This is a genomic window from Caulobacter sp. GW821-FHT09A05 (assembly GCF_059418465.1).
On record NZ_JBWKPX010000009.1, the window covers coordinates 169,851 to 190,862 of the forward strand.

Annotated in this window: 14 protein-coding genes and 1 pseudogene; 3 read left to right on the top strand and 12 right to left on the bottom strand. The window is 69.2% G+C overall.

Annotated features, from left to right (window positions below; all coding sequences use genetic code 11):
• Window positions 1-5: 5 nt before the first annotated feature.
• The 9 genes from mrdA to AC07NX_RS11305 all read right to left on the bottom strand — a co-directional run bounded on the left by mrdA (window position 6) and on the right by AC07NX_RS11305 (window position 13,456).
• Complete coding sequence (gene mrdA / locus AC07NX_RS11265) at window positions 6-1,964, bottom strand: penicillin-binding protein 2 (RefSeq protein ID WP_494641842.1); 1,959 nt, start codon at window positions 1,962-1,964, stop codon at window positions 6-8.
• Between the two features lie 248 nt (window positions 1,965-2,212).
• Window positions 2,213-2,404 (bottom strand): hypothetical protein, encoded by a 192-nt coding sequence (locus tag AC07NX_RS11270; RefSeq protein WP_035076007.1) that lies wholly within the window; start codon window positions 2,402-2,404, stop codon window positions 2,213-2,215.
• A gap of 1,387 nt (window positions 2,405-3,791) precedes the next feature.
• On the bottom strand, window positions 3,792-4,898 hold the full coding sequence (locus AC07NX_RS11275; RefSeq protein WP_494641844.1) for a PfkB family carbohydrate kinase: 1,107 nt from the start codon (window positions 4,896-4,898) through the stop codon (window positions 3,792-3,794).
• A complete protein-coding gene (locus AC07NX_RS11280) occupies window positions 4,899-5,573 on the bottom strand; it encodes a bifunctional 4-hydroxy-2-oxoglutarate aldolase/2-dehydro-3-deoxy-phosphogluconate aldolase (protein ID WP_035080563.1) in 675 nt (224 codons plus the stop codon).
• Window positions 5,574-6,085: 512 nt separating this feature from the next.
• Complete coding sequence (gene ppc / locus AC07NX_RS11285) at window positions 6,086-8,803, bottom strand: phosphoenolpyruvate carboxylase (protein WP_494641845.1); 2,718 nt, start codon at window positions 8,801-8,803, stop codon at window positions 6,086-6,088.
• 195 nt (window positions 8,804-8,998) lie between these two features.
• Window positions 8,999-9,769, bottom strand: a complete 771-nt coding sequence (gene kduD / locus AC07NX_RS11290) for a 2-dehydro-3-deoxy-D-gluconate 5-dehydrogenase KduD (RefSeq protein WP_494641846.1) — start codon at window positions 9,767-9,769, stop codon at window positions 8,999-9,001.
• A 156-nt stretch (window positions 9,770-9,925) separates the two neighbouring features.
• Window positions 9,926-10,774, bottom strand: a complete 849-nt coding sequence (gene kduI, locus AC07NX_RS11295; protein WP_494641847.1) for a 5-dehydro-4-deoxy-D-glucuronate isomerase — start codon at window positions 10,772-10,774, stop codon at window positions 9,926-9,928.
• An 18-nt stretch (window positions 10,775-10,792) separates the two neighbouring features.
• Window positions 10,793-12,259 carry a glucuronate isomerase gene (gene uxaC / locus AC07NX_RS11300; RefSeq protein WP_494641849.1) on the bottom strand — a complete coding sequence of 489 codons (1,467 nt, stop codon included), beginning with the start codon at window positions 12,257-12,259 and terminating at the stop codon, window positions 10,793-10,795.
• Window positions 12,260-12,361: 102 nt separating this feature from the next.
• A complete protein-coding gene (locus AC07NX_RS11305; protein WP_494641850.1) occupies window positions 12,362-13,456 on the bottom strand; it encodes a LacI family DNA-binding transcriptional regulator in 1,095 nt (364 codons plus the stop codon).
• A 146-nt stretch (window positions 13,457-13,602) separates the two neighbouring features.
• Here AC07NX_RS11305 and AC07NX_RS11310 point away from each other — a divergent pair, with 146 nt between their 5' ends.
• Window positions 13,603-15,129: a UxaA family hydrolase gene (locus AC07NX_RS11310; RefSeq protein ID WP_494641851.1), complete on the top strand. Its 1,527-nt coding sequence runs from the start codon at window positions 13,603-13,605 to the stop codon at window positions 15,127-15,129.
• Window positions 15,126-16,568, top strand: coding sequence for a mannitol dehydrogenase family protein (locus tag AC07NX_RS11315; RefSeq protein ID WP_494641852.1), 1,443 nt, complete (start codon window positions 15,126-15,128; stop codon window positions 16,566-16,568). The genes AC07NX_RS11310 and AC07NX_RS11315 overlap by 4 nt, the downstream gene beginning before the upstream one ends.
• A gap of 57 nt (window positions 16,569-16,625) precedes the next feature.
• On the opposite strand, the gene AC07NX_RS11320 is transcribed toward AC07NX_RS11315, so the two are convergent.
• From AC07NX_RS11320 to AC07NX_RS11330, 3 genes are all read right to left on the bottom strand, one after another.
• Complete coding sequence (locus AC07NX_RS11320; protein WP_494641853.1) at window positions 16,626-17,186, bottom strand: sugar transferase; 561 nt, start codon at window positions 17,184-17,186, stop codon at window positions 16,626-16,628.
• A 15-nt stretch (window positions 17,187-17,201) separates the two neighbouring features.
• Complete coding sequence (locus AC07NX_RS11325; protein ID WP_494641855.1) at window positions 17,202-20,168, bottom strand: coiled-coil domain-containing protein; 2,967 nt, start codon at window positions 20,166-20,168, stop codon at window positions 17,202-17,204.
• Between the two features lie 162 nt (window positions 20,169-20,330).
• The gene (locus tag AC07NX_RS11330) at window positions 20,331-20,531 is read right to left on the bottom strand and encodes a hypothetical protein (RefSeq protein ID WP_494641856.1); all 201 of its coding nucleotides are present in this window, start codon (window positions 20,529-20,531) and stop codon (window positions 20,331-20,333) included.
• Window positions 20,532-20,833: 302 nt separating this feature from the next.
• Here AC07NX_RS11330 and AC07NX_RS11335 point away from each other — a divergent pair.
• Window positions 20,834-21,012 (top strand): annotated as a pseudogene (locus tag AC07NX_RS11335) (sulfate adenylyltransferase subunit CysD); the annotation flags it as partial.

Below are 21,012 nucleotides of genomic sequence, written 5' to 3' on the forward strand. Positions count from 1 at the left end.
CGCCCTTAACCGATCGAGGTCGGTTCCGCCGGTGCGGCCTCTTCCCCCTCGTCCGGCGCGTCCGGCAGCGGCATGGGCCGCTCGATCCGGGCCCGGATCTCGGGATCCTTCAGCAGGGCCACCCGCATCACCTCGCGGGCCCGGGGCGCGGCGGCGCTGGAGCCGAACTGGCCGCCGTGCTCGATGATCACCGACAGGGCGTAGCGGGGATCGTCGTAGGGCGCGAAGGCGATGAACAGGTTGTGGTCCTTCAGCTTCCAGGCGACGCCCTGGTTGCTGCGCGAGGCCCCGGCCGCGTACTGGCGCACCTGGGCCGTGCCGGTCTTGCCGGCCATCTTGACCTCGCCCAGGCCCAGCTGGCTCTGCTTGAAGGCCCCGCCGGTCGGGTCGTTGGCCACCGCCGCCATGCCGGCCCGCACGATGTCCAGATGCGCCTGGCTGAACGGCAGGTCGGGCACGGCGTCGCCATGCGGCTGCTCGACCCCGTCCACCGATTTCACCAGGCGCGGATTGAGCGCCTTGCGGCCGTTGGCCAGCCGCGCGGTCATCACCGCCAGCTGCAGGGCGTTGACGTTGATATAGCCCTGGCCGATCCCGTACGGCACGCTGTCGCCCGGATGCCAGACCGGGTCGCGCCTGAAGGCCGTCTTCTTCCAGTCGCGCGAGCCGACCAGGCCCTTCTTCTGGCCGGGAATGCCGATGTCGAAGGTCCTTCCGTAGCCGAAGGCCTTGGCCGCCGCCGCGATCGGGTCGGGACCGATGCGCAGGGCCATCTGGTAGAAATAGACGTCGCAGCTGTTCTTGATGGCCGCGTGCAGGTCCTGGGCGCCGTGGCCGCCCTTCTTGTGGCAGTGCCAGATCCGGCCGCCGAACGCCCAGCCCCCGGTGCAGACCACCCGCTCGGTCGGATCCACCCCCGCCGTCAGGGCGGCCATGGCCACGGTCGGCTTGAAGGTCGAGCCGGGCGGATAGGTGCCGGTCATCACCTTGTCCAGCAGCGGCTTGCGCTCGTATTCGGCCAGGGCCCTGTACTCGGGCCCGGACAGGCCCTTGACGAAGCGGTTGGCGTCGAAGCTGGGGGCCGAGGCCATGGCCAGCAGGTCGCCGTTGCGGCAGTCCATGACCACGATGGCGCCGCTCTCGTCGCCCATCACCTCCAGGGCGCGGTTCTGGATGTCGGCGTCCAGGGTCAGGCGGATGTTGGCCCCGGCCCTGGCCGGAATGTCGCCCTCGGGATCCAGCCGCACGACGCGTCCCTGGGCGTCGACCTCGGCCTTGCTGGCCCCCGCATGGCCGCGCAGGGCGCCGTCGAAGGCCTTCTCCACCCCTAGCTTGCCGATCCGGAAGCCGGGATGGTGCAGCAGGGCCTGGTCCTGGGTCGGATCGTCCTTGGCCTTGTCGAGGTCGCGGTCCGAGACCTTGGCGACATAGCCGATCACGTGGGCGAAGGCCCCGCCGAACGGATAGACCCGCACCTCGCCCATGTCGGCGGTCACCCCCGGCAGCTCCGGCGCGCGGATGTTGACCCGCGAGAACTCCTCCCAAGTCATGTCCTCGACCACCGCCACCGGGGCCTTCTTCGGGGCGTGGGCCAGGTCCTTGAGCAGGCGCGCGCGGCGGGCCGGGTCGATGGGGACCAGTTGGGCCAGTTCGTCCAGGGTCGCCGGGGCGTCGAAACCCGCATCCTTGGTGACCAGCAGGCGGAAGTTGGGACGGTTGGAGGCCAGGGCCACGCCGTTGCGGTCGTAGATCGCCCCGCGCGGCGGCGAGACCAGGCGGTAGTTGAACTGGTTGCCGGCCGAAAGCTTCTGGTAGCGCCGGGCCTCGACCAGTTGCAGCTGAGCCAGGCGTCCCCCAAGGGCCAGCAGGCCGGTCGCGGCCAGGCCGCCCATCAGGAACGCCCGGCGGTGGAACATGCCCTGCCGTTCGTTGACCTCGGAAAAGAAGATCGCCGGCTCGCTCATCGCGCCGCCCCGCGAACAAGCAGGACGGCGGGCTCAAGCAGTGTCGCTCGACAGCGCGACGAGGTCGCGGCGGCCAGGGAAATCATGGGTGTGGGGTGGCCGCAGGCTAGGGTTGATCCGCGCCCAAAGTGGACCCGCGCGCGTTGCCGTCAATGGTCCGACCCGAGCGCGGCGAACAACATTTCCGTGAACGCCCGGCCGACGCCGAAAGCGGTTGGGGACAGGCCCGCGGGACTGTCCCCGCCCGGTCAGGTCCCGCCGCCGACCTGGAGGCCGATGCCCCAGCCCTTCACCAGCCCGACGATCAGCAGGACGATCATCGCCACCCCGGCCAGGGAGACCAGGACGGTGATGAAGGTGATCGGCTGGATCAGGATCCAGGGAAGCACGGCCACGGCCGCCGCGACGAGAAAACCCAGGATGTACAGGAAGATACGCATGACGACGCCCTTTCCTTGTTGTCCCGCGACGGTGGCATAGAAATGGACGCTTCACAACTTTCGTGAGAGATTTCCATAGTGCTCTCCAAATCGGATCCGCCAAGGGGCGGCCCGGAAATTCGGTCCACGTCGGAAACCGGACAGGACGAAAGTCTGCGACGGGTGGCGAGCCGAAGCTCGAAGCTTTAGTTAACGAGCATCAGAACCCAACACCCAAACATCCCGGCGAACATGAGCACCGTGTAGAGCCACGCCTTCTTTGCTAGGCCCCCGTTTGGGTGCAGGGTGCGGTATCGAGCGAAAACGCGATGCGCCTTTGAGGAATGCCAAACATAGGCGCTTTCCGGTTCGTCGGGAGCGGCACGATTAATCTCCCGAACCATCGCAAATATCGTGAAGTTCGCGCGCAAGCAGCAAAACATCGCAAACGCAAAGCAGACGAGAAAAGCAACCAACCTAATCACGCCCTCGGACATGTGGCCTCTTTGGTGAATTAAGCTTGAGCTTCGCGCAAGCGTAGCAGTTGCGCCGCTATGCCCGCTATGGGTCGATAGCGGAAAACGCCGCCCGCCCCGTCAGCGGACCTGAAGGGGCGAAGGAAAACTACTCCTCATCGCTCTCGGCGCATTTCCCCAGCAAAATCAGTGGTGAAAATCCACTTATCCTCCCCCTTTTGCGCCGCCGTATGATCAATCCACCTCGAGGCGATGGGGAGGGCGCGCGGCCAGCGACCTTCGCGGCCTCGGGGTGCGGTCGAGCGGGAAGCGCTCGTCGGCGGCGGTTCGCTTCCAAGGCGGGCCGCGACCTCCATCCTTCCAGGGCCGGCCGGGCATGGAACACAGAAACGGCGTGGGATGGACGGCGCCGACGAAAGCGGCAGGCGTGCGGGATACGCACGCGGTCCGGGACGGGGCGTCGTTGGCCTCGCCCGCCCGTCGGGGGCTTCAATCGACGAGGCGCCAACAGCGCCGACCGTCGGGCGCCTCCGGAGAACGACCGCGCGGAGCGTTGGTCTGAGTCGAAACGGTATTTCCAAAAAAGCTTCCGGGCTCAGCCCGGCGCTCCGCATCCCTCCCCGAACTTCAGCGGCTTTCCGCGTGAGGCGGCCAAGCCGTGTCCACGCTGTGACGGAGCCCCTGATGCCCAGAACCCGGACCCGAGTCCGCAATCGCACCCGCCCCCACGATCCCGACTATCCGCCGGCGCGCGTGGCGCAGATCCGCCGCAACCTCCGCAAGAAACTGGCCAAGTTCGGGTTTTGGCGGGGAGACACCCCAAGGGGCGACGGGCGAAACATCGAGGCGGCCGCCGCCGAGCAAAAAGCCCCCGGCCTTGCGACCAGGGGCTCTGCTTGTTCAGCCGATGAAGGCCCAGACGGACTGGAGGACTAGCGGATGACCCGCGCGCCCTTGCCCTTCATCACGGCCTCGACCTCCGCCTGGCGCACCATCGAGGTGTCGCCCGGGGTGGTCATGGCCAGGGCGCCGTGAGCCGCGCCGTACTCGACGGCGGCCTGCGGGCCCTTGCCTTCCATGAAGCCGAAGGCCAGGCCCGAGGCGAAGCCGTCGCCGCCGCCGACGCGGTCGTAGATCTCGAGGTTCTCGCGCATCATCGAGGCGTAGAACTCGCCGCCGGCGTAGAGGATCGCCGACCAGTCGTTGACCGAGGCGGTCTTGGCGTTGCGCAGGGTGGTGGCGGCGACCTTGAAGTTGGGGAACTCCTTCACCGCCGTCTGGATCATCTTCTTGAAGTTGGCCGGGTCGATCGAGCTGATGTGCTCGTCCAGGCCCTCGACCTCGAAGCCCAGGCAGGCGGTGAAGTCTTCTTCGTTGCCGATCATCACGTCCACGTACTGGGCGATGTGGCGGTTGACCTTCTGGGCCCCCTCCTTGCCGCCCTGCGACTTCCACAGCGAGGCGCGGTAGTTGAGGTCGTAGGAGATCACCGTGCCGTACTTGCGGGCCACTTCCACGGCCTCGATGACCGCTTCAGCGGTGTTCGAGGCCAGGGCCGCGAAGATGCCGCCGGTGTGGAACCAGCGAACGCCCTCTTCGCCGAACAGCTTTTCCCAGTTCACTTCGCCGGGACGGATCTGCGAGGCGGCCGAGTGACCCCGGTCGCTGCAGCCCAGGGCCGGGCGGACGCCGAAGCCCTTCTCGGTGAAGTTCAGGCCGACGCGGGTGTTGCGGCCCAGGCCGTCGAAGTCGCGCCAGATGATGTGCGAGGTGTCGACGCCGCCCTGCATCATCAGATCCTCGACCAGCCAGCCCAGGTCGTTCACCGGCAGGGCGGTGACCGCGGTCGAGCGCTTGCCCCAGCACTTCTTGAAGGCGCGGGCGACGTTGTACTCGCCGCCGCCTTCCCAGACGTTGAACTGGCGGGCGTTGCGAACCCGGCCGAAGCCGGGGTCGAAGCGCAGCATCACTTCACCGAAGGAGGCGCAGTCCCACTTCGTTTCCGAAGCCGGGCGGATGTTGAGGATGTTGTCGGTCATTTAGGCTTTCCCACGAACCTTCTTGATGAGTTCCACCGTCTCGCGGACCTTGGCGGCGATGCCGGCATAGTCGCCCGCGTCGAGCATTTCCTGAGTGATCAGCTTGGAGCCCATGCCGGCGGCGACGATGCCCGCGCCGAACCACTTCTTGACCGAGGCCTCGTCCGGATCGACGCCGCCGGTCGGCATGATGCGGGTCCAGGGCATCGGGCCCAGCACCGCCTTGACGAAGTCCGGGCCGCCGACCGACGAGCCGGGGAACACCTTGACGATCTCGCAGCCCAGTTCCTCGGCGTAGGAGATCTCCGAAGCCGAGCCGCAGCCCGGCGAGTACGGGATCTTGCGGCGGTTGCAGACCTTGGCCACGTCGGCGTTGAGGATCGGGCCGACCACGAACTTGGCGCCGTTGGCGATGTAGATGCCGGCGGTGGGGGCGTCGACGATCGAGCCCACGCCCATGATCACGCGCGGATCGGCTTCGGCGAAGTGCTTGGTGACCTCGTAGAAGACGTGGCTGGCGAAGTCGCCGCGGTTGGTGAATTCGATGCAGGGCGCGCCGCCGTCGGCGCAGGCCTGGATCACCTTCTTACAGACCTCGACGTCCGGGTGATAGAAAACCGGGATGACGCCCTGGTCCATCAGCGCCGTCAGAACGGCCATGCGGTCTTTCACCATCAGTACTGCTCCTCAAAGGATCGATCTTGCGTGCGGCCCCATGGAAGGGCCTCGGCGTGGAAGATTTCGCCGCGTTCGGCGCTGGGCGACCGTTTAGACCGCGTCGCGCGCGGACGCCACACCGGAGGCTCCCCCGACGTCAATTCACGCGCCCTGCCTCACCTGCTTGGCTGTCGTCCTTCGTTTCCAGGCCCAATTCCCGGGCGCCGCCCCGATCGTCTCGAGGCCGCGCGCGGGGCTCTCAAAATAAAGGGCGCCGGGACCAAGGCCCGACGCCCGAAAGTTTGCGCAGGAGCGAACTCAAAAAGAGCCGCGGACGCCCAGGGCCGGGTAGGCCGGCCCGAAACGTCAGGTGAAACCGGAAGCAGATTGGCCAGGCCACTTTGCTACCGGTGTCATAAAGGAATCTACTCCGAAGCGACGCCTTGTGCAAGCGGCGTCAAAACGTTGTTTTCCGTTTTGACGCCGGTGTTGAAAATTGCACCTCCCCCGCTTCACGGGGGAGGTGGAGATCACCCCGTGTTGCGCAGCCCCGCCGCGATGCCGGCCACGGTCAGCTGGATGGCCAGGCGCACGTTCTCGTCCTGGTCGCCGGCCCGGCGGCGGGCCAGCAGCTCCAGCTGCAGGTGGTTCAGCGGATCGACCGACAGCCCGGCCAGGGCCACCGACTCGGCCAGCTCCGGCTGGTTGTCGAGCAGGGCGCCGCCGCCGCGGATGGCCAGGGCGATCCGGCTGGCCCGGTCGTGCTCGCGCTGGATCGCATCGAAGATCCGCTGGGCGTCGGCCTTGTTCGGGGAAAGGTCCCTGTACCGCGCGGCGATGCCCATGTGGCTCTGGGCCAGGGCCAGCTCCATGTTCGACAGCAGGGCGCCGAAGAAATCGAAGCCGCCGGCCAGATCCTGCAGCTGCCCGGTCGACAGCCCTGCCCGCTCCACGCCCGAGGCGAAGCCGTACCAGCCGGGCAGCATGAAGCGGGCCTGCGACCAGCTGAACACCCAGGGGATGGCCCGCAGGTCCTCGATCTTGCGGCTGGCGGTGCGGCTGGCCGGGCGGCTGCCGATGTTCAGCCCGACGATCTCGCCGATCGGCGTGGCCGACCAGAAGAAGTCCTCGAAGGCCGGATCGTCGTACACCAGGGCCCGGAAGCCGTGGAATGAGGCCTCGGCCAGGGCGGTCATGGCGGCCTCGACCTTCGGGTCGGGACGATGGGCCGCGCGCTCGCTGGCCATCAGCACCGCGGCGGCCAGGCCGTCGAGGTTCCGGCGGGCGGTGGGCTGGTCGCCGAACCGCCGGGCGATCATCTCGCCCTGCTCGGTCATGCGGATGCGGCCCTGGACCGTGCCGGCCGGCTGGGCCAGCACGGCCTCGGCGGCCGGTCCCCCGCCCCGCCCGACGCTGCCGCCCCGGCCGTGGAACAGCTGCAGGCCCACACCCATGCGCTCGGCCTCGAACGCCAGGGCCGAGGCGCCGCGCGCCACGCCCCGACGGGAGGCCACATAGCCGCCGTCCTTGTTGCTGTCGGAATAGCCGAGCATGATCTCCTGCACCGGCCGGTCGCCCAGGATGGTGCGGCTGAGCGGCAGCTCCAGCCACTGGCGCAGCACCCGGGGGCCATTCTCCAGGTCGCCGATGGTCTCGAACAGCGGGCTGATCTTGACCGAGGCGCGCGGCGCGGCCCCGCCCCAGACCAGGCCGACCTGCTTGAGCAGGACCAGCGGCTCGAGGATGTCCGACAGGGTCGCCGACTTGGAGATCACATAGGCGCCAATACAGCCGTGACCGTAGTCGCGGACCATCTGGGCGGCCGCCTCCATGGTCGCCAGCTCCTTGGTCGTCTCCTCGCCATAGGCGGTGAACGGCGAGACCAGCGGCCGCTGGTGCGACAGCTCGCCGATCAGCAGCCTGGACCGGGCCTCCTCGTCGAGGTCCAGGTACTTCACGCCCGTGCCGGCCCGCTGGAACAGCTCGTGCAGCGTCCGCTCGTGAACGTCGGCGTTCTGGCGCAGGTCCAGGCTCATCAGGTGGAAGCCGCAGGCCTGGGCCACCTCGACCAGGGTGCGCAGGGCCGAGCCGACCAGGCGCTCGCCGCCGTTGCGCTCCAGGCTGTCGATGACGATCTTCAGGTCGGCGACGAAAGCGTCCGGATGGCTGTAGGGCTCGACGTCGGTGTCGCCGTTGGCGAAGGCCACCGGCTGGCCGGTCAGCTTCTGCGACACGGCGGTCAGGCGGTCGAACACCAGCTCCAGCGCCAGGCGATAGGGCTCGTCCAGGCGGTGGACCGACGGGTCCTTGGTCTGGGCCGCCAGGGCCAGCAGCTCCTCCGAGACCGGCGTATAGGCCGTGGAGACCGCCAGGTTGGACCACAGCTTGCGCACCTCGCCGGCGTACCAGTCCAGGATCACCCGGGCCTGCGAGGCCAGGGCCAGCTTCAGGGTGTCGCCGTTGACGCCGGGGTGGCCGTCGCGGTCGCCGCCCAGCCACGACCCCATCTTCAGCAGCGGGGCCATCTGGCCGTGCTGGCCGATCTGCTGGGACCAGTCGGCATAGAGGTCGATGACCGCCGGCAGGATCGAGGTGCGGACGATCGACAGGGCGTTGCGGATCTCGTCCTTCACGGTGATCCGCTCGGGGCGATACAGCCGGGTGCGCCACATCAGGGCGATCTCGCGGAACAGGCGCTCGCGGATGTCGGCGTCCAGGTCCGGCGGCAGGTGGTGGCGGCGCAGGGCCATCAGCCGCGAGATCTCGGTCTCGCGGTCGACCATGCTGCGGCGGCGCACCTCGGTCGGGTGGGCGGTCAGCACCGGCACCACGTTCATGGCGGCGAAGGCCTTGGTCAGCTCGGCGGGGGACTTGCCCTCGGCGACCAGCGCCTTGACGGCGTCGACCAGGGTGCGGGGACGTTCGTCGCCGGGCCTGGCGTCGCCCTCGGCGTGGCGACGGCGACCGGCGACGTCCTCGCCGATATTGGCCAGCATCGAGTGGCTGGCCAGGGCCCGGGCCAGGAAGATGGCCTGGTCGCTGGAGAGATCCGCGAACAGGTGGTCCAGGCGCGGGGCCTCGCCATCCGGCGTCTCCTGCGACGCGGCGCTGCGGGCGGTGGCCACCAGCCTGGCGGCGTCCTCTCCGTCCAAATAGGCGATGGCCTCGTTCAGCAGGTCGCTGAGCAGATTGGCGTTCTGTCGCACATGGCGGCTGGTGGGACGATCACCGTCAAGGGACAGGGGCATGCGCGAGGCTCCGCGACCGCCGCGGCGCCGCGGCGGTTGATCAGGAAGGAAACGTACGAAACGCCGGCTGGCCCCGAACTCCTGTTTGAAGCCCTTGCTGACGCAGCGGCGCCCTTACCGCGCTTTGCCGACCGCGAAAAGGCGGCCGGCGCAATGGTTACGGTACCAAATTTGCTTTTGCGCAGATTTCTGCCTCTAGCGCGCCAGCCAGCCCCCATCGACGGGCAAGGTAATGCCCTGGACATAGTCGGCCGCCTGCGAGGCCAGGAACACGGCGGCGCCGCCCAGGTCGCCCGGCTGGCCCCAGCGACCGGCCGGAATCCGGGCCAGGATCGAGGCGTTGCGGTCGGCGTCGTTGCGCAGGGCCTCGGTGTTGTTGGTGTCGAAATAGCCGGGCGCGATGGCGTTGACGTTGACACCCTTGGACGCCCACTCGTTGGCCAGGATCTTGGTCAGGCCCGCCAGGCCGCTCTTGCTGGCCGTATAGGACGGCACGCGGATGCCGCCCTGGAAGGACAGCAGGCTGGCGATATTGATGATCTTGCCGATGCTGGCGCCCTCCCCGCCCTGCTTGATCACCTGCCGGGCGAAGGCCTGGGTCAGGAAGAAGACGACCTTCAGGTTGGTGTCCATCACCGCGTCCCAGTCGGCCTCGGTGAACTCGATGCTGTCGGCGCGGCGGATGATGCCGGCGTTGTTGACCAGGATATCGACCTTGCCGAAGGCGGCGACGGTCTCGTCGACCACGCGCTGCACCGGCTCGATCGAGCCGAAGTCGGCCTTGATCGACAGGAACTTGCGGCCTGTGGCTTCCACGAGGCCTTGCGTCTCGGTCGGCGCGCTGCGGCCCGCGGCGGCGATGTCCGCCCCGGCCTCGGCCAGGGCGACGGCCACGGCCTGGCCAAGGCCGGTATTGGCGCCGGTGACGAGGGCGACCTTGCCTTCGAGGCTGAACGGATTGGCCATGGTGCGTGCTTCCTGATCCTGAATCTCGTCATCCCGGAAGCCTCCAAGAGGCTGACCGGGATCCAGGAGCCGACGCACCGCGCCTTCCCCTGGATCCCGGGTCTTCGCTACGCTTCGCCCGGGATGACAACGGGAGAAACGTGGACCTGCAGGCCCCTATTTCAGCTGGCAGATGTCCAGCACGTTCATGTCGGTATAGTCGAGGTTCTCGCCGCCCATCGCCCAGATGAAGGTGTAGTTCGAGGTGCCCGACCCCATGTGGATCGACCACGGCGGGCTCATCACCGCTTCCTCGTTGGCGATCACGATGTGACGCATCTCGTCCGGCTCGCCCATGTAGTGGAAGACCCGGTCGTTCTCGCCCAGGCCGAAGTAGAAATAGGCCTCCGAGCGGCGGTCGTGCAGGTGGGGCGGCATGGTGTTCCAGACGCTGCCCGGCTTCAGCACGGTCATGCCCAGCAACAGCTGGGCCGACTTGCAGGTGGTCGGCACGATGTACTGGTAGATGGTGCGCTCGTTCGAGGTCTCCAGCGCGCCGCGCTCCATCGGGATGGCGTTGGCGAATTCGAGCTTCTTGGTCTCGAAGGCGGCGTGGGCCGGAAGGCTGGTGATGTAGAAGCGGGCCGGATTGGCGGCGTCGAGGCTTTCGAACACCACGTCCTTGGCGCCCATGGTCACATAGATGCCGTCACGCGGCTCGATATCGTAGACCACGCCGTCGACCGTGACCTTGCCCTTGCCGCCGCCGACATTGATTGCGCCCAGCTCGCGGCGCTCCAGGAACGGGTGGCCGGCGGCCGAGGCCGGCTCGGTCTGGTCGGGCAGCTTGACGCCCTTGGACACCGGGGCCGCGCCGCCGACCACGAAGCGTTCGGCGTGGTTGTAGTGCAGCACGATGTCGTCGGCCGCGAACAGGCCGTCCATCAGGTAGCGATCGCGCAAGTCGTCGTTGCTGACCGCGAACATCATGTCCGGGTGGGTGGCGTGGTAGGTCTTGGTGAACATCAGGAGACTCCGGAAAATCTATTCGGCGGCGTGTTTGATCGGCTGGACGGGGCGCGCCCAGCTGGGACGCTGGTCGAGCTTGTAGGCCTTCCTAGGCAGGTTGTACGTCAGGTCGACGATCAGTTCGGCCGCCTCGACCTCGTCCATCCGATGCTCGGCGACCATGCGGGCCAGGAAGGCGCTGTCGACCCGGCGGGCCACGTCGTGGCGGGCCGGAATCGACAGGAAGGCGCGGGTGTCGTCGTTGAACCCGACGGTGTTGTAGAAGCCGGCGGTCTCGGTGACCTGCTCGCGGAACCGCATCATGCCTTCCGGGCTGTCGTGGAACCACCAGGACGGGCCCAGCTTCAGCACCGGATAGTGGCCGGCCAGCGGGGCCAACTCGCGGCTGTAGACGGTCTCGTCCAGCGTAAAGAGGATGATCGACAGGCGCGGATCATTGCCGAACCGGGTCAGCAGCGGCTTCAGCGCTTCGACATATTCGGTGCGCATGGGAATGTCGGCGCCCTTGTCGCGGCCGTGCGACGCCAGAAGGCCGACATTGTGGTTGCGGTGCGAGCCGGGGTGGATCTGCATGACCAGCCCGTCGTCCAGGCTCATCCGAGCCATCTCGGTCAGCATCTGGGCTCGGAACAGCTCGGCCTTGGCCGGCGTGACGTCGCCCTTCAGCAGGCTCTGGAACAGCGCCTCGGCCTCGGCTTCGGAAAGATCGGCGGTGGCGGCGGTCGGATGACCGTGGTCGCTGGACGTGGCCCCGGCCGCGATAAAGGCCTGGCGGCGAACCCGGTGTCCCTCGAGATAGCCCTTCCAGCTCGTCACATCCTGGCCGGAAACCTCGGCGAAGCGCTCGAAGGCGCGGCCGAACCGCTCGTCCTCGAAGTCGATCACCGCGTCGGGGCGATAGGCGGTGACGACGTGGCCGCCCCAGCCGCTCTCGCGGATCACCTTGTGGTGCTCGAGCTTGTCCTGCGGGCCTTCGGTGGTGGCCAGGGTCTCGATGTTGAAGCGGTCGAACAGGGCCCGGGGCCGGAAGGCCTCGGTGGCCAGGGCCTCGTTGATGGTGTCGAAATAGAGGTCCGAGGTCTCGGCGCCGAGGAACACCTTCAGGCCGAACACCTGGCTGAACACGTGGTTGAGCCAAAGCCACGACGGCGTGCCGCGGAACAGGTGGAAATTGGCCGCCAGCAGGCGCCAGGCCTCGCGCGGGTCGGTGTCGGGCACGCCGGCCTTGGACCGGACCTTCAGCGCGTCCAGGCTGATCCCCTGGCTGTAGAGCATGCGGAACAGATAGTGGTCGGGCGCCAGCAGCAGGTCGGTGGCGTCCTCGAACGGGGCGTTGGTCGCGAACCACGCCGGGTCGGTGTGGCCGTGCGGGCTGATGATCGGCAGGCTCTTGACCTGGCCGTACAGGGCTCGGGCGATGGCGCGCGTGCGTTCGTCGGCCGGAAACAGACGGTCGTCGGAAAATACCAGGGGCCGGGTCATGGCGCTTCTTACTCCCTACTCCGTCGACGGCTTTCACGGGCCGTTTTCGACGCGCTTGGTAACCGGTGTCATGGCGCCATGCAAGCCAAAGCGCCGTCGCTCCTACCCCGCCGGCGGGGCGCCGGACGACTCCCGGACGACGAGGTAGGGGATCGTGCTGTTGGGGTCACGCTTGTCGCGAACCGCCGCGCCGATCAGCTTCTCGGCCGCGATCCGGCCCACTTCGCGCGTCGGAATGTGGATCGTGGTCAGCGGCGGCCAGACGGCCTGGGCGATCTGGAAGTCGTCGAAGCCGACCACGGTCACGTCGGCCGGCACCTGCAGTCCGGCCCGGCGGGCGGCCTGCAGCACGCCGGCGGCCATCTCGTCGTTGCCGGCGAAGATCGCCGTGGGGCGCGGCGTCTTGGCCAGCAGCTGCTCGCCGCAGGCCAGGCCGGATTCGAAGGTATAGGCCCCCTGGACCACGTAGTCGGACTTCAGCTCCAGCCCGGCCTTGTTCAAAGCGTCCTCGAAGCCCCCTCGCCGCTCGTGCGACGAGCGGAAGCTGGGCAGGCCGCTGATGAAGCCGATCTCGCGATGTCCGAGTTCGACCAGATAGGCGCCCATGGCCTCGCCGCCCATGCGGTCGTGGCCGACGATCATGTGCTCGGGCTTGTCCAGCTCGACCGAGGCGATGCGGATATATTCGCAGCCGATCTCGCGCAGCAGCTTGGCGACCCGCTCGTCCTCCGACACCGAGGGCGGCAGCACCACGCCGAACAGCTTCTGGCGTTCGACGAAGGTGCGGATGTCCTGCAGGAAGGTCGGGCTGGCGCGGTCGCACGGGTGCACCACCAACTCGAAGCCCGACCCGCGGATGCCGTCCAGCAGGCCCAGCTGCATGTTCACGACATACTGCGGGTTGGGGTTGTCATAGATCATGCCGATCAGGAACGAGCGGCGGAACGCCAGGCCCCGGGCCTGGGGATCGGGCGCGTAGCCCCACTCCGCGATCACCGCCTCGATGCGTTCGCGGGTCTCGTCACGCACGAAAGGCGACTGGTTGATCACCCGCGAAACGGTCTTCTTCGACACGCCGGCCAGGCGCGCAATGTCGTTGATGGTCGCGCGCTTGCGACCGCCTTCGAGGCCAGCCTCGGGGCCGGCGTCGATTTCCACGCCGTCGGCGTCCGGCGAAGGGGTCTTGGACGAGGTCAAAGCGTTTCCATGCGGCGATCGTTGTCTCGTTTTGTCATACCCTACCGGCGACGGCGTCGCTACAAATGCACCGCCGGGCGCTATTGCCCTATGGTGACACCGGTTTCCCCGACGTACAGACGAGAATGGCAGCACGAAAAGTTCCAATGGCCAAGGCTTTGATAGGCGAACCCTCCCCCAGCCCGTCCGAATCGATCCACGGCGTCGATCCGCGCGACCACGTGGCGACCGCCTTGCGGGACCTCGTCGCCGGCGAGGCGCTGAACCTGCACGACCACCAGACGATCGTCGCGCGCGCCGACATCCCCAAGGGCCACAAGATCGCAGTGCGCGGGGTCGCTCGTGGTCAGGACGTCCTCAAATACGGCTGGCCGATCGGGCGAGCCACCGCCGACATCGCGATCGGCGACCACGTGCACGTCCATAATGTCGAGACCCGCCTGTCGGGTGTCGAGGACTTCGCCTATGCCGACGCCCATCCCGAGCCGCACGCCGCGCCGCCGATCGGGGCCTTCCTCGGCTATCGCCGCAAGACCGGCCGGGTCGGCACGCGCAACGAGATCTGGGTGCTGTGCACCGTCGGCTGCGTGGCCAACACCGCCCGGCGGATCGCCGAGAAAGCCAACGCCCGCTTCGCTGGCCGCGTCGACGGCGTGTTCGCCTTCCCCCACCCGTTCGGCTGCTCACAGCTGGGCGACGACCTGACCCACACCCGCAAGCTGATCGCCGGCCTGGCCGCCCACCCCAACGCCGGCGGCGTGCTGATCCTGGGCCTGGGCTGCGAGAACAACCAGCTGAAGGCCCTGCTGGAATCGGCCCCGGGATTGGATCCGGAACGCCTGCGGTCGTTCACCACCCAGATGGTCGAGGACGAGCTGGAGGACGGACTGGAGGCCGTGGAGCAACTGGTCGCCATCGCCGAGCAGGACCGTCGGGAGCCCGCCCCGCTGTCGGACCTGGTGGTGGGCCTGAAGTGCGGCGGCTCGGACGGCTTCTCGGGCGTCACCGCCAATCCCCTGGTCGGCCGCATCGCCGACAAGGTCTCCGACGCCGGCGGCACCCCGGTGCTGACCGAGATCCCCGAGGTGTTCGGCGCCGAGGGGGTGCTGCTGGCCCGCGCCGCCACCCGGGACGTGTTCGACCAGGCCGTCGAGGTGATCGACGACTTCAAGCGCTACTTCATAGACAACCATCAGCCGATCTACGAGAATCCCTCGCCCGGCAACATCGCCGGCGGCATCACCACGCTTGAGGAAAAGTCCCTGGGCGCGGTGCAGAAGGGCGGCCGCGCGCCGTTGGTCGAGGTGTTGCGGTACGGCGAGCAGGTGGGACCGCACGGCCTGACCCTGCTGGAGGCGCCGGGCAATGACGCGGTCTCGTCCACCGCCCTGACGGCGGCCGGGGCGACCGTGATCCTGTTCACCACCGGTCGCGGCACCCCGCTGGGCTTTCCCGCCCCGACCCTGAAGATCGCCTCGAACTCGGCCCTGGCCGCCCGCAAGCCCGGCTGGATCGACTTCGACGCGGGGGTCGTGCTCTCAGGCCAGACCATGGATGCGGCGGCCGACTCCCTGATGGATCTGGTCGTGGCCACGGCCTCGGGCCAGCCGACCAAGGCCGAACTCAACGGCGAACGTGAAATCGCCATCTGGAAACAAGGCGTTACTCTGTGACCGACACCCTTTCCCGCCCCCTACGTCTCAACACCGCCAGCTATCCGGCCGCCGCGCCCGGCGTCGCCCTGCCGGCCTATGATCGCGACAAGGTCACGGTCGGCGTGGTGCATTTCGGCCCAGGCGCCTTCCATCGCGCCCACCAAGCCTTCTATTTCGACCAGCTGCTGGCCCAGGATCCGCGCTGGGGCCTGTGCGCGGTGTCGCTGAAGAGCCCGGGCGTGCGCGACGCCCTGCAGCCACAGGACGGCCTCTACACCCTGGCCCAGCTGGACGCCGAGACCACGTTCCGCGTGATCGGTTCGATCCTGGAGGTGCTGGTCGCGCCGGAGGATCCCCCCTCGGTCTTCGCCCGCCTGGCCGCTCCGACCACCCGCATGGTCACCCTGACGGTCACCGAGAAGGGCTATTGCCTGACCGGCGACGGCAAGCTGGACGCCGCCCATCCCGACATCGTCCACGACCTGGCCCATCCGCGCGAGCCGATCAGCGCCGTCGGCTACATCGTCGAGGGCCTGCGCCGCCGCCACCAGGCCGGCCTGCCGCCCTACGCCGTCGTCGCCTGCGACAACCTCGCCGACAACGGCTGGCGGCTGAAGGCGGCGGTCGTGGCCTTCGCGCAAGACGTCGACCCCGCCCTGGCCGCCTGGATCGAGACCGAGGGCCGCTTCCCCCGCACCATGGTCGACAGCATCACCCCCGCCACCGACGACGCCCTTCGCGTCCGGGTCGAAGGGGCCACCGGCCTGACCGACGCCTGGCCCATCCAGCGGGAGGCCTTCACCCAGTGGGTGGTCGAGGACGTGCTGGGACCGGACGCGCCGGACCTGGCCTCCGTCGGCGTCACCCTGACCGACGACGTGCGCGGCTTCGAGCGCGCCAAGCTGCGGCTGCTGAACGGCGTCCACTCGACCATCGCCTATGCCGGCCTGCTGAAAGGCCACGAGACGGTGTTCGAGGCGATCAGCGATCCGGCGCTGGCCCGAATCGCCGAAGACCTGATGGTCCAGGACATCATCCCGACCCTGACCGCCCCGCGCGGGCTGGACCTCCTGGCCTACGCCCAGGCCATCCTGGGCCGGTTCCGCAATCCCGAGATCCGCCACCTGCTGAGCCAGATCGCCTGGGACGGCTCGCAGAAGCTGCCGTTCCGCATCCTCGGCACGGTCGCCGACGCCCTGGAGGCCGGTCGCCCCGTCGACCGCCTGGCCCTGCCCCTGGCGGCGTGGATGCGCTTCGTCCGCCGCCGCGCGGCGGAAGGCGTCAAGATCGTCGATCCGCTGGCCGATCGCCTGGTCGAGACGGCGGCCGCCTGCACCGGCGACGCCGGGGCCGACGTGGCCGCGTTCCTGAAGCTGGAGCCGGTGTTCAGCCGCGACCTGGCCGCCAATGCGACCTTCGTCGCGGCGTTGGAGAAAGCCTACGGCGAACTCGCCTAACGACCCGGTTGGGGACACGCGCCGTCCCGTGTCCCCGCCGGCGCCCGTCGGCGAGCCCTACCGCGTCACGTCCTTGCCCGTGACCACGGGCAGCACCGTCGCCAGCAGGATGGCCAGGTCGAACCAGAACCCCTGACGTCGCAGGTATTCGGCGTCCAGCGCCACCTTCTCCGGGATCGACACCTCGTCGCGGCCGTTGATCTGCGCCCAGCCCGTGACGCCGGGCCGCAGCGTCTCGACCCCCAACGCGGTGCGCAGCGCGACCAGATCGTCCTGATTGAACAGCGCCGGCCTCGGCCCGACCAGGCTCATGTCGCCGACCAGCACGCTCCACAGCTGCGGCAGCTCGTCCAGGCTGGTCCTGCGCAGGAAGCCGCCCAGCGGCGTCAGCCAGCGGTCGGCGTCCTCCAGCAGGTGGGTGGCGACCTGCGGCGCGTCGATCCGCATGGTCCGGAACTTGGGCATGGCGAACAGGACATTGTTGCGCCCCACGCGCTGGGACCAGTGCAAGGCGGGCCCCGGCGAGGTCAGGCGCACGACGGCCGCCACGATCAGCAGCGGGATCGCCAGCAGCAGCAACGCCGCCCCGGACGCCGCCGCGTCGAACAGGCGCTTCACGTCAGGCCCATGCTCCTAAGCCAAATCCCCGAACGCGGCGTCCAGCAGCAGGTAGGCGCGGCCGGCGTCCGACGACAGCAGGGCCGCCACCAGGAAGCCCTCGCGGTCCTGCTCGGAAGCCTCGTCCATCATGCCGGCGTAGCGGCGCAGGAAGCGTTCGGCGTCGGCCCGCAACGGGGCGTCGGAAAACAGGCGGCGGACCAGCCGGCGGATGGCGGCCGGGGCCAGCTTCTTGACCACCTCGCGCGCCCCGCTCTCGTCATGGGTCTGGATCGTGGCCGCGATCTCGTCGATGCGGGCGCGAGGCAGTAGGGCCGTCGGGTCGATGCCCATGGCCAGGATCTCGCCGGCCATCTTCTCGCCCAGGGCGGCGTCACCCGGCGCGGCGCTCTCCAGGCCCGACAGCAGGCTGCGCCACGACAGGCCGCTCCCTTGCGGCTGCTGCTCGGCCCTCTCGGACGACGGCGCGGGCGCGGCGTTGCGCCCGCCGGCCGCGTCGAACACCGAGCGGAACTCGTCATCGGTGGCGGTGGGGGTCAGGCGCAGTCGGGGACGCAAGCCCGCTTCCTCGGCGCCAGGCTCGTTGGCGGGCTTGGGAGCCGGCGGTGGCGCAGGCGGTGGCCCGGGTGGCGGCGAAGGCGGCGCCGCGGCCTGGACCTGGCGATTCAAGGGCGGCGGCGCGCGGGACGGCGCCGCGGCGGGCGGCGCGGCGTTCATGCGGCCGACCGCCTCGCTCAGCATGTCGTAGTTGCGGCGGACGCGTTCCTGGAACGCCTGGTCGATCGCGGCGGTTTCTTCGGCGGTCCGGCGCGCCGAATTGCGCAGGTCCTCGATGCCCTGTTCGATCTGGGCCCGGACCTCGTTGGCGCGGGCCAGGGCCTCGGCCGGCAGGTCGGCGGTGCGGCGACCGACATCGGCGAACATGGCCTCCATCTCGGCGATGGTGGCGCGGGCGGTCTCGACGCTCTCGGACAGCTTCTGGGCCGTGCGGGCGCCGGCCTGCTCGACCACCTGGGCCGACTGCTCGATCAGGTCGCGGGCCTCGTCCATGCGGGACTCGAACACCGTGTCGGCCTTCTGGCCGGCGGCGAAGGCGATCTCGTTGAGCTGGTCGACTCGAACGCGGGCCGCCTCCACCCGCTGCTCGACGCCTTCATTGGCCTTGCGGGCCGCCTCGGCCATGGCGCTCATCGCCTGGACCAGGGCGGTTTCCAGGTCGGCGCGCTGGCCGCCGGCGGCGCTGGCCAGGGCGGCGATGGCGCTGGAGGTCTCGGCCGCCAGGGCCTCGCGCTCGGCCCGGGCCGTCTCGGCGACCTCGCGCAACTGCTGGGCCGCCGCCCCGATCAGGCCGCGCAGCACCTCGGCGCCCATGGCCGCCATGTCGCTCATCTCGGTCGCGCCGGCGCGGGTGTGGCCGATGAACTCGGTCAGTTGGGCGGTGCGGGTCTCGCTCTCGGCCGCGAAGTCCTCCTGGTCGGTGCGCAGCGACTGGCTGGCGGCGACCAGGGCGGCGCGCTGGCCGGCCAGGTTGCGCTCGACGGCGCTCATCTGGTCGCCGACGCCCTGGCCGGCGGTCTCCAGGCGGGCGATCTGGCGCGACAGGTCCTCGGCTCCCACCCGCGCGGCGTCGGACGCCTCGGCGGCGGCGGCGGCTAGGTCGGCGGCGCGCGCGGCCAGCGCCGCCTCGGCCTCGCGAAGCTGGGTCTCGGCAAGGTCGGAGGCTTCGGCGACCATGCGGGCCTGGCTGCCGATGGCGTCGACCACCGCCGTGGACTGGGCGTCCAGCGTGGTCGACAGCGCGTGCATGGCCTGGCGCTCGTGGCCCAGGCCCTCGGACAATTGCTGAACCATCCGCGCGGACTCGCTGGTGGTCTGGGCCAGGGCGAGGGTTTCTTCGGCCAACGCTTCGCGCAGTTCCTGAACCCGGACGCGGGCGGCCTCGGCGGCGGTCGTCGCGGCGTCGATCTGGTCGCGGATGCGTTCGACCACCCCGTCGACACCCGCGGCCGCCAGGGCGGCCGGGCTGACCAGGCGATCGGTCATGATCCGGGTGTGCTTCAGCTCGGCCGAGACCCCCATGGCCTGGCGCAGCATGTAGGCGCCCAGCAGGGTGAAGGCGGCCGGCCCGACGGCCAGGGCGGCGAACACCATCAGGGCGAACTGGTCGACCTTCAGGGCCGGGACGCCGGCGCCGTAACCGAGCGCGAAGGCGATCGGCCCCAGCGTCCAGAGCGCCGCGGCGGCGACCGCCAGGCTCCAGAACAGCGGCGCGGGCATCGGCTTCTTGCCTTCGCGGGCCGTGGACAGCGGGGTGACGGTCGGCGTGGCCGGCGGCGTCTCGCGCGGCTTGGAGACCGCGGCCTCGAACCGCCCGGACGGGGCCGGCGGCTCGGGCTCGACCACCGGGGCCGGCGGCTGGGCGGCCTGGGCGGCCTGGGCGGCCACGGGCGCCGTCAGGAAGGACGGCAGCGGCGCCAGGGGCTCGGCCTCGACCGGCGGGCTGCGCCGACCACGGGCTGGCGTGAACGGGGCGGGATCGGCCTCGGGCTCGGACGGCTTGAAATTCGACTTCGGCGGCGGGGCCGGTTCGATCACCGCTTTCGGTTCGGGAGCCGCGACTTCGGTCTTTGGCGGTTCGACCGGCTCGAAGGGCTCGAAGGTCTTGGGCGCGACCTCTGGAACCGGCTGGGCCTTCGCGGCGCCGCCAAAAAAGCCGCGTCGCGCCGTGGCGCGCGGGGTTTCGGGAACCGGCTCGACGACAGGTTTTGTAGGCTCGGGACCGAGATCCAGAGGGCCTCGATCGAGAATCGGCGAGGCCGAGGTGTCGGGGACGGCGGCGATATCCAGATCCAGGTCAGGCTCGCTGACCGGCGCGTCCGCATCGGGCTGGGCTTCCGCCTCGTCGGGACGACCGGCGTCCTCGACCGGCGGCTCCATGGGAATGCCGGTGAAATCAAGCGGTTGGCGCTTCTTAGGCTTCATACGCAGCCATAGTCCCAGGGCGAAACGGCTTGGGGCCGGATGAACATCGCCGCGCGGACGCCCCTCTCGCACGCAACGAATAAACCTAGCGGCGAAAAGCCGGCGCGCATAGCGGGTTCCGCCGGATTTCCCATCCTGGACAGGGGTTGGCGAGGCGAAAGCCTAGGCGCTGATCTCGGCCGTATGCAGACGGGGGCAACGCTCGACGGCCTGTACGGCCTGCTGGCGCGGGGTGCGGGCGATGACCCGCTCGGCCTTGGGCGGCGCCTTGGCCTTGTGCTCGACGGCCATGCCGAACTGGCAAAGCGCCATCGACGAAAGCCAGAGCATGATCGCGGCGATGAATTCGGCCAGGGATGACATCGGGAAACCCATTTTCCGATAGCGGCGTTATGCAATGCTTCGCCGTCCCACGCGAATGAACTTTTGGTCATGAAACGGCGCCGCTCGCGACGCCTTGCACCGCGGGCGGCTCCATCGAAGCTCACAGCGCCTGCAGATTTCCCCGCCTTGCCCGTTGCCCCCGCGAGACCTAGGTCCACGCCCAGGATCACCGCCCCGCCGCCGCGCTTTCGTGCGTCGGCGGAGCTTTCCATTTGCGGATACGCGTTTTGCCCCCTACCCAAGTCGCCTCGCTGTCGCACGACGCCTTTGCGGACCCGTCCATGAACGCCCCCGCGACCGCCCCCGCCCTGTCCCCGGCGCGTTTGACGCACCTGCAGCGTCTGGAGGCGGAGAGCATCCACATCCTGCGGGAGGTGGCGGCGGAGTGCGAGAAGCCGGTGATGCTGTACTCGATCGGCAAGGACAGCGCGGTGATGCTGCACCTGGCGGCCAAGGCGTT

Bases quoted from the DNA above. Each gene is read 5' to 3' on its own strand.
- mrdA (WP_494641842.1), bottom strand. From the start codon at position 1,964: ATGAGCGAGCCGGCGATCTTCTTTTCCGAGGTCAACGAACGGCAGGGC.
- AC07NX_RS11270 (WP_035076007.1), bottom strand. From the start codon at position 2,404: ATGCGTATCTTCCTGTACATCCTGGGTTTTCTCGTCGCGGCGGCCGTG.
- AC07NX_RS11275 (WP_494641844.1), bottom strand. From the start codon at position 4,898: ATGACCGACAACATCCTCAACATCCGCCCGGCTTCGGAAACGAAGTGG.
- AC07NX_RS11280 (WP_035080563.1), bottom strand. From the start codon at position 5,573: ATGGTGAAAGACCGCATGGCCGTTCTGACGGCGCTGATGGACCAGGGC.
- ppc (WP_494641845.1), bottom strand. From the start codon at position 8,803: ATGCCCCTGTCCCTTGACGGTGATCGTCCCACCAGCCGCCATGTGCGA.
- kduD (WP_494641846.1), bottom strand. From the start codon at position 9,769: ATGGCCAATCCGTTCAGCCTCGAAGGCAAGGTCGCCCTCGTCACCGGC.
- kduI (WP_494641847.1), bottom strand. From the start codon at position 10,774: ATGTTCACCAAGACCTACCACGCCACCCACCCGGACATGATGTTCGCG.
- uxaC (WP_494641849.1), bottom strand. From the start codon at position 12,259: ATGACCCGGCCCCTGGTATTTTCCGACGACCGTCTGTTTCCGGCCGAC.
- AC07NX_RS11310 (WP_494641851.1), top strand. From the start codon at position 13,603: ATGGCCAAGGCTTTGATAGGCGAACCCTCCCCCAGCCCGTCCGAATCG.
- AC07NX_RS11325 (WP_494641855.1), bottom strand. From the start codon at position 20,168: ATGAAGCCTAAGAAGCGCCAACCGCTTGATTTCACCGGCATTCCCATG.
- AC07NX_RS11330 (WP_494641856.1), bottom strand. From the start codon at position 20,531: ATGTCATCCCTGGCCGAATTCATCGCCGCGATCATGCTCTGGCTTTCG.